Genomic DNA, 4,288 nt, shown 5'->3' on the forward strand with positions numbered 1-4,288 from the left:
CGATCTTTCAGAACTGTTTTCTATTTCTCGGCCAACTGTCTATCGAACTCTCAGCAGAACAGCCTCAACGTTCTTGTTGGGTTCACTCTAAGCGTACGTAAAGTACACTTTCGTGTCGTGACCCCTTAAAGCGTCTGGGGCTGCCGGGGCCGCTTCAGGCCATTTTCGCGGGCGAGAGCCTGTTCAATGACGGCGTCGGGGTCGTTATTTTCGGTGTGACGATCGGACTGGCGACCGGAGACAGTCAGGGCGTAGCCGCCTCCGGGATTGCCCTCAGCTTCTGCCGCGAGGCGCTTGGTGGCGGCCTGCTGGGTGCACTGACGGGGTGGATTGCGCTTCGTGTGCTCAAGGGGCAGCGGGATCCGCATATCGATCTGCTGACGTCACTGGCCCTGGCGACCGGAACCTTCAGCATTGCCAACCACCTTGGCATGTCAGGCGCGATTGCTGTCGTCGTGGCCGGATTGTGTTTCGGAACAAGCTATAGCCATTCCGTTTTCGATGAAGCGTCCCGCAAGGAACTCGATATCGCCTGGACCCTGATTGACGAAGTGCTGAATGTCCTGCTGTTCATGCTTATCGGCTTTGAAATACTGGAGATCACGCCGCATCTGTTTACGGTGCTGGCAACGCTTGCCGTGATCCCGCTGTCCATCGCCGTGCGGGCATTGAGCGTGCTGTTTTCCACCCTCCCGGTTCATCTCCGGCAATGGGAGCGTGGCCGTGTTCTGGGTATCCTGACCTGGGGCGGCCTGCGTGGCGGCATCTCGGTTTCGCTGGCGCTTGGACTGCCACCCGGTGAATTGCGCAATCTGCTGCTGCCTGTCTGTTACGGCGTGGTAGTGTTCACCATTATCGTGCAGGGATTGACCATGGAACGGGTCGCCCGCAGGCTCTATCCGTCATCCGCATCCCGGTCTGAATGATTCCTTATGAAACAGGTATTCCAAAAGGTGATAATTTCAGCGTCTTCCGGTTGCTGCCCTGAGCCTCAGCGCCTCGTAGATCGGTGTATCGCCGAGCGCTCCTGCCACTACCATTGCCGCGAAGCTTCCAGACAGAAGCGGCAATACAAGATCGGACGATCCGGTCATTTCCATGACGAGGATAATGCCCGTCAAGGGCGATCGAACGGATCCCGCAAACATGGAGGCCATGCCGACAATCACAAATGGCGTGGTCGCCAGCGCTGTATCCGGGCTCAGTATCTGCGCCACAAAGCTGCAGGCCAATCCGGACAGTGCCCCCAGGGCAAGCATGGGTGCAAATAGTCCTCCTGGTGTTGCGGCAGCATAGGAAATCGCACCGAAGATCAACCGGAAAACGAACAGGGCAGGGATAATACGCCAGCTTATCGTATTATTTATCGCTGCCTGGGTAATCCAGTCTCCTCCACCTGCCAGATGGGGATCAAGCCACACAACAAGTCCAGCCAGACCACCAATCAGAACGGCCCTGACGGGTATGCTGACAGGCAGACGGTCGGCAAGGCGCAGTGCTGCAAGAATTGTCCGGTTATATCCAACCGCCAGCAGACCGGTCATGAGACCGGTCATGACAAAGAACAGCTGCTTCGCGATCGCTTCAGGCGGGACCTGATGGAACACGATGAAATCAGGCTGGCCGCCCAGGATGCCACGACTGATCAGAATGGCTGAAATGGACGCCCCGAGTGCCGCACACACCATTCTGGCTTCAAACCGTCCCACCAGTTCTTCCAGGACAAAAACGGCACCTGCAGCAGGCGCATTGAAGGCCGTTGCAAGACCGGCTCCTGCGCCAGCGGCGAGGAGAGCGCGACAGTCCGCCTGCCCCAGAGAGAGCAGTCGTCCGATCGTATTGGCTGCCGCGGCACCCATCTGCACGCTTGGCCCTTCGCGTCCCAGGGCCAGTCCACTTCCAATCGCCAGCAGACCACCAATGAACTTGACCGGGATGAGCACCCATGGCGCTGGGACTGCGACGCCCGACAGCACGGCCTCGACATGGGGAATACCGCTGCCTGATGCCAGCGGCGCAAAACGGCGCACCATTTCCACTGCGACAAGGGCCGCCAGGGCAACCCCCACGACCAGAAAGCAACCCTCCCACGGAGAACCATGCAGAAACCGGAGAGCCAGATCCGTTCGCGCGGTTTCCAGCCCTTTAAGAAACAGGCGGAAGACCCCACAGATTGCACCGGTCGCAAGTCCGATCAGGATTGACGCTGACGCCAGGAAAACCAGACTGCAGGAACTCCCGGTCTGTTCCGGTTGTGGTTTCCGGTTCGGCACCTGCTGCAGCATCGTGTCTTCTTTCGTTGACTGACGGTTCTCTGGCTCGGAATACTGCATCAGCAACCCGGGTCCCGGTTCAGGAGGGATCAGTTTCCTGCCTTGAAAGTGTTTTTTCCTGACCTGCCTTCCGTTCCGTCTTCTCCATGAACCCCGCGGCGAGGGCGGAATAAAGCGGATGCGGGCAGACCGTGCGCGAGACCCCGAACGCCAGAAACGCAGTCGCGAGAAGCGCCAGCGTGACCTGCTGGTTATCGCATACTTCCATTACGATAATCGTCGCCGTGAGGGGGGACTGGGCAACGCCACAGAAATATGCCGCCATCCCAAGCAGAACGACCGCGCCTGGAGATGTATGGGGCAGGAACTGCTCGATCCATCCGCCCATTCCGGCGCCAATGGCAAGAGATGGTGCAAACATGCCCCCGGGTATCCCCGAACAGAAGGTGATGAGCATGGAAAGGTACTTCAGGAGAAAGAAGGACGCGGGATAATGGAGGCTGCCATCCACGATCCCCCGCGCCTGGAGATAGCCCGTACCATAGGTTGCACCATCGGATGCCAGTCCGATCAGGGCCAGAAGCAGACCGCATAGAGCAGCAAACCCGAGAGGGAAACGTGCTGCAAACGGACGAAGTGATCCAGGCAATCCTTTTGACAGCCTGATGACAAGGCGGGCAAAAAGGCCACCTGCCAGCCCACCGCTTACACCACACACCAGAACGGCCAACCATGCGACACCAACCGGGATGGAGGCACTGGTGCGACCGAAATAGGTATAATTCCCCAGCAGGGCAATCGCGGTGATCCCGGAAAAGATGATGACGGTCAGTGTCCGTCCTGACGATTTCTGTTCAAAGGAATGGGCGAGTTCCTCAATGGCGAATACAACTCCGGCCAGGGGCGTGTTGAAGGCCGCAGCCATGCCGGCGGCTCCGCCCGCCAGGATCATACCGTGTCGGGTGACGTCATTATGCTGACCCATGGCCCGCGAGAACGCATGCATGATGGACGCCCCGATCTGGACGCTGGGTCCTTCACGACCGATTGAGGCGCCGCAGATCAGACCGAGGCATGTCATCAGGATCTTGCCGAGCGCAATGCGCAATGTCAGGATTCGGTCCACCAGCATGAAATTATGCATATGCAATGTTGCAATTGTCTGGGGGATACCCGAGCCTTGGGCACCATTGAACAGCACGCGCGTCAACCAGGTAATGGCGACCAGTCCAAGCGGTGCAATCAGAAGCATGGACCAGGCATTCAGGGCGACGATGTGGTAACGCAGATCGGCCGCCGCATCCCCCAGATGGGCAAAGATCACGGAAATAATCCCGATCAGCACAGCCCCCGAGCAATACATGAGTGTTCTTTGCCATTTCAGGGTCCTGACACGCGCCAGACGACGAAGCCGACGGGCTCGTCTGGCGCGATTTCGGCCCGGAACGGACTGGCAGTCAGCCTGATCTGCACCATGGTATGACAATGTCGGCAAAATGGTCACGGCAGAGAAGGTCCAGACTGTGAGACAGGAACGGGGCATATACCATTTTTTCTTACGCCCCTGCTCAGAACCCATACCGGGAAGCTACAGGAGATTCATCCTCAAAATCTACGGGACTGCTACGTAGATCATTCATACATCTGGTGAGTTCCGTCTGGTTTCATTATCCAGATTATCATGCCGTTCTGCCATGCCCTTGAGACCCTTGTCTGGCGACCGGGTCCGGTGTTTGCCATCCAGTTGGGGATGTGGGGGCGCACCGTATTGTAGTCTGCCCGCCAGTCAGCCAGAATCTGGCGGGCATGCATCAGGGACGTGAGCAACGTTTCGTTGAGACATTCATCCCTGAACCGGCCATATCTTACTTCTAACCTTCGATGAGCCCGGATTTCTTCTGTGGTTGCCGTCCGTTATGCAAGAGTTTTCTGACCCATATTGACGTGTGATCGTGTGCGGTCTTCTGTAAGGCCTGTTGATGTGGCCTTTCAGAAGCCACTGGCCAGTATGGTGA

The 4,288-nt window shown here is 57.8% G+C and carries 2 protein-coding genes and 2 pseudogenes; 1 reads left to right on the forward strand and 3 read right to left on the reverse strand.

The features are described from left to right. Nucleotides 1-125 precede the first annotated feature (125 nt). Nucleotides 126-926 (forward strand): annotated as a pseudogene (locus OQZ28_RS17100) (cation:proton antiporter); the annotation flags it as partial. A gap of 36 nt (nt 927-962) precedes the next feature. Here the strand turns inward: OQZ28_RS17100 and OQZ28_RS17105 are convergent. From OQZ28_RS17105 to OQZ28_RS17115, 3 genes and pseudogenes are all read right to left on the reverse strand, one after another. After that, on the reverse strand, nt 963-2,333 hold the full coding sequence (locus tag OQZ28_RS17105) for a ClC family H(+)/Cl(-) exchange transporter (RefSeq protein ID WP_082770941.1): 1,371 nt from the start codon (nt 2,331-2,333) through the stop codon (nt 963-965). A gap of 19 nt (nt 2,334-2,352) precedes the next feature. Next, on the reverse strand, nt 2,353-3,636 hold the full coding sequence (locus tag OQZ28_RS17110; protein ID WP_019092385.1) for a chloride channel protein: 1,284 nt from the start codon (nt 3,634-3,636) through the stop codon (nt 2,353-2,355). Nucleotides 3,637-4,025: 389 nt separating this feature from the next. After that, a pseudogene (locus OQZ28_RS17115) lies at nt 4,026-4,133 on the reverse strand (integrase core domain-containing protein); the annotation flags it as partial. Nucleotides 4,134-4,288: the final 155 nt, after the last annotated feature.

The sequence above is a fragment of the Komagataeibacter sp. NFXK3 genome (assembly GCF_054182245.1).